This window comes from Pedobacter sp. HMWF019 (assembly GCF_003061025.1).
Taxonomy (GTDB): domain Bacteria; phylum Bacteroidota; class Bacteroidia; order Sphingobacteriales; family Sphingobacteriaceae; genus Pedobacter.
The window spans coordinates 1-3,611 of record NZ_QAIL01000492.1 but is presented as its reverse complement, the minus strand read 5'-3'; the positions used below and the strand labels follow the sequence as shown (position 1 = coordinate 3,611).

5 protein-coding genes are annotated in these 3,611 nt (G+C 33.7%); all 5 read right to left on the bottom strand.

Annotation, left to right across the window (positions count from 1 at the left end):
- Positions 1-183: 183 nt before the first annotated feature.
- Complete coding sequence (locus DBR11_RS25405; protein ID WP_108555378.1) at positions 184-912, bottom strand: DUF4262 domain-containing protein; 729 nt, start codon at positions 910-912, stop codon at positions 184-186.
- Positions 913-1,068: 156 nt separating this feature from the next.
- On the bottom strand, positions 1,069-1,827 hold the full coding sequence (locus DBR11_RS25400; protein WP_108555377.1) for a hypothetical protein: 759 nt from the start codon (positions 1,825-1,827) through the stop codon (positions 1,069-1,071).
- 127 nt (positions 1,828-1,954) lie between these two features.
- Positions 1,955-2,299, bottom strand: coding sequence for a hypothetical protein (locus tag DBR11_RS25395; protein WP_199233961.1), 345 nt, complete (start codon positions 2,297-2,299; stop codon positions 1,955-1,957).
- A gap of 182 nt (positions 2,300-2,481) precedes the next feature.
- Positions 2,482-3,084: a hypothetical protein gene (locus DBR11_RS25390; RefSeq protein WP_108555375.1), complete on the bottom strand. Its 603-nt coding sequence runs from the start codon at positions 3,082-3,084 to the stop codon at positions 2,482-2,484.
- Between the two features lie 43 nt (positions 3,085-3,127).
- Complete coding sequence (locus tag DBR11_RS25385; RefSeq protein ID WP_108555374.1) at positions 3,128-3,490, bottom strand: hypothetical protein; 363 nt, start codon at positions 3,488-3,490, stop codon at positions 3,128-3,130.
- Positions 3,491-3,611: the final 121 nt, after the last annotated feature.

Sequence of the window (3,611 nt, the reverse complement as noted above, 5' to 3'; positions counted from 1 at the left end):
GTTCCATTTAGTATGATTACCGGCGAATTGATAGATATAGAATAATGTCCATTTCAATAAGATGTATCCCGAAAATTTTGAAAATGCTGTCATTCTTTATTTTTTTATTCACCGGTCAGCGCCTAATTTTATAATTGATGCTGAAAAATGATCTAATTTCTTCTATGCTGCAAGTCTATTTTTTTATCCCCATTTATTCCAGCTTGATTCAAGAGATTCTCTCCAGAGACCTTTACCTAAATCCAAATTAATCGCTGGTGTGAGTGTTTTATCTATACCTAAAATTGTTCCCAAGGATACAATCCTCATTTCATCCTCTTTTACATCTGGGCCTGCCCCGGCAAACATCTCCCACTCGTTATCTTCCCACCTGGTTACTTCGGTAATTGCGTCCCCTAGCAAAGCATTAATATTTGAGACAACTGTAGAATCCTCCGGAACGCTGTAATTCCATGTATACACCAACCATTTCCAAACGGGTTCTGATGACGCGTCAAATATATTTGACAAATTTGGTGTATCCAGAGTATAATAAGCTTTATCCGGTACTATTTGCATGGCTTTTATATGATCAGTTTCATAATAATCAAATACACCAAGCATCATTAGTTTGCCCCAAGACGGCTCCACGTTAGAAAGTGAAAATTTACCAAAAGAATTCAAATTAATCTTTTCACTGTTTGTATTGTTTTTTCCCCTAAGTACCTTAACAATTTCATCAATAATCTTTAATGCATCTTCCTTTAGATAATAAATACCGCCCGCAAATATTAACTCAAATCCAATTGATTTACTTAATCCAATTGTATAAATATATCTTGGTTCGATTGTAGAATTCACTATTGTTACATGATACCCATATTTAACTATATTAGACTGGATTAAATCCAAAAAATGACTCTTTTCATCCATAGTTATTCATGTATTTTCATAAAAATGTCTTGTAGTTGTTCCAGATTAGCCCGAATATTGGTTGAAAGTTATTTTTTTAGTCCATCCAGGTCATTGTTCAACTTTACGCTATCAAAATCATGTATACCTAAAGCGGACAATTACACATCTATGTGTCTAAGTTACATTCTTTTTCTTGCAGGGCACAAATTGATGTTTCTTTGCCATATTAGACTTTATCATCTCTTTCATTACATCATTAGTTAATAATATGCGGTGAGCAGCTGAATGCCCGCTACCAAAAAATTCCTGCGTATTCATAATGCTAAAGTTTTCATCTTCAGGTTGGGGGAAAAAGCCAATAGTGTTGGGAGTATATTTAATTCTTCCACAATGAGAACACTTGGTAAAGTCCACCTCTTTTATTCGCAATTCAGAATCAGCCAATGGTAAAACAACCTGTACAACGGATTCAGAAGGTTGATTTTCTTTTTTCACTATTACCGGTCTGTATTCTAACCCAAGTTTTTTAAAAAAATCTTTGTAGGAATCTGAATTACAAAATATCTCTCCAAATGCCCAGTGTAATGATACCACTGAATTATATTTCAAATTGGGTTCTTTCTTAATAACAAAATCAGTCTTCTGTTTACCAAATGCACCACAATAGCCACAGCTATTTAAATAGGTATTTTCAAGAAATTTAGGTTCCTCAGGATGAGGATAAGAAAATGCTCTGCCGCCTGTGAAGCATAGAATCTCAGCTTCTAAAATTTCCTTATCTGTAAATTTAGTACCGATAACACTATCATGTAAACCATAATCGCAAATGTAATTTAATATCATGCTATACCGAATTGACTCTTCTTCTAGGTCTGTTGAGAAATAGCTTGTTCCTAAATCTTCGTTTAAAATCTTCTCAAGATTTGCTTTCATCGAGACACTTTCAATTTTGCCTGATATTCTCCTAATAATTTTCATCAGATCATATCTTTAGTTTACAGCCCATGGATGTTTGTAAAAATTTTGCTGGTATTGATATATTCTAGCTGTCTGACCAGGATTATAATTCTAACAAAGACTTATCTTCCCAAACATCTTCATATTTTTCGGCAACTAAAAATCTCCATCCAGGAGCCAAGCTTAAATATTTTAGAACCATTGGACACCACTCTTCCAGGTGTTTAACATGTAGAGGAATAAAAAAATCCGGGTCTGTTGAAAAATCCTCACCTGCCCAGATATACCAGCCTGTTGTATTACCTTCTACCAGATGTCTTAATCCATTTATCGGCCATAAACCATCCTTTACATTCCTAGAAATTCCAACTTTGAAATTTTCTGGAGACTCGACAAGTGGAGCCCCATATTTCATACATATTAATTCTCTTTCTTTACTATAATCCACTTATACGCTTTAAATTAATGGTAATTAAATAACCATTCTCATTTTTTATCCTAATGTCCCTAATAGTTCTCATGTAATTTACTGGTCGTTTATCAAGCCATTCATTTATTATACATGCCTCCCTGGACATATACTTAAACATAATTCTTCTTTCCAAGACCCGGCCTAATTCCGCAGATTTTCTAACTCAATTGTTTTAGATGTTTCTCTAAGCTACTTATATCATTACTATTACATTGATCCTCAAAGTCATCAACAACGTCAATTTCTCCTATCGTCAAAATTCTAAATTCTTCACCTAAGATACTATCCAAAATGATTTCAGCAGCAGTTAAACGTTCTTCAGTACTTAAAGTTGATAATCCAGGTGCCTTGAAAATCACCTTAAACATTCCGTCATCAAATTTTAGCAAAGTATATTGCCAATGCCTACCATCAATCTCAATTTCCTCTCCATTATCTTTTTGAAAAATAAATAGGAGGTTCCATTCCTTTGGTGGTTTTGAATAATAAAATTCCCAACCTTTACACGATATAGAATAAGAGACTATTTCCTTAGTTTTCCTTAATAGCTCAGGGTCTCCTCCAGGCGAAATCACCAACATATGGTCATGTTCTACCCCAGTACCAATTTCCCATACAAAATCTCCTAAGTTTAGGATTCTTTCATCTAATTCATTTATTAATATCTCATTTTCGAATTTTTCACCAAAATCATTGCAATGAGCTAAAAACCAGTTCCAAAAATTCTTTATTTCTTCTATCTCCTGTGCTGTTGTTTTCATTGAAATATTAGTTGATATTTTTCTCCTAATCCCTTCATCACACCTATAAATTTAGATACAAAGCATACTCTTCTTGAATCATTCCCTGGGAAACAAATTTACCCATTGAAGCGCCATATTCATTTACGGAAAAATCCAACGCCTCATCTTTAGTACTAAAGGTATTTATAACACCTAGCAGTTCATCGGGATCCAGAGTGGAAAACTCGTATATATCTATAAAATCATCGCTCCCCTCATCGAAGGATTCAATGTAAGCAACATTAAATTCAGCATTACGCTCCTTTTTAATACTTAACCATTTTAAAACCGTATAATCTTCCTCGTGTTTGTGCCCAAGCCATTGTTCAACTGTTTTGCCTAAGCTCAAATTTGTTTTAAGTTGTTCTATATCTAGATATTTCATGTAGATTTTCAATTAGTAGTCATTTCCCTTCCATCATCTTTTACGATCACCGTTATTTCTATGCAAATCAATATGATCTCTTCCAGGAAATGCAATGTTTAATTCGAATATATCAAATTTA

Coding starts and splice junctions, on each gene's coding strand:
- DBR11_RS25405 (WP_108555378.1), bottom strand. CDS start 912: ATGGATGAAAAGAGTCATTTTTTGGATTTAATCCAGTCTAATATAGTT.
- DBR11_RS25400 (WP_108555377.1), bottom strand. CDS start 1,827: ATGAAAGCAAATCTTGAGAAGATTTTAAACGAAGATTTAGGAACAAGC.
- DBR11_RS25390 (WP_108555375.1), bottom strand. CDS start 3,084: ATGAAAACAACAGCACAGGAGATAGAAGAAATAAAGAATTTTTGGAAC.
- DBR11_RS25385 (WP_108555374.1), bottom strand. CDS start 3,490: ATGAAATATCTAGATATAGAACAACTTAAAACAAATTTGAGCTTAGGC.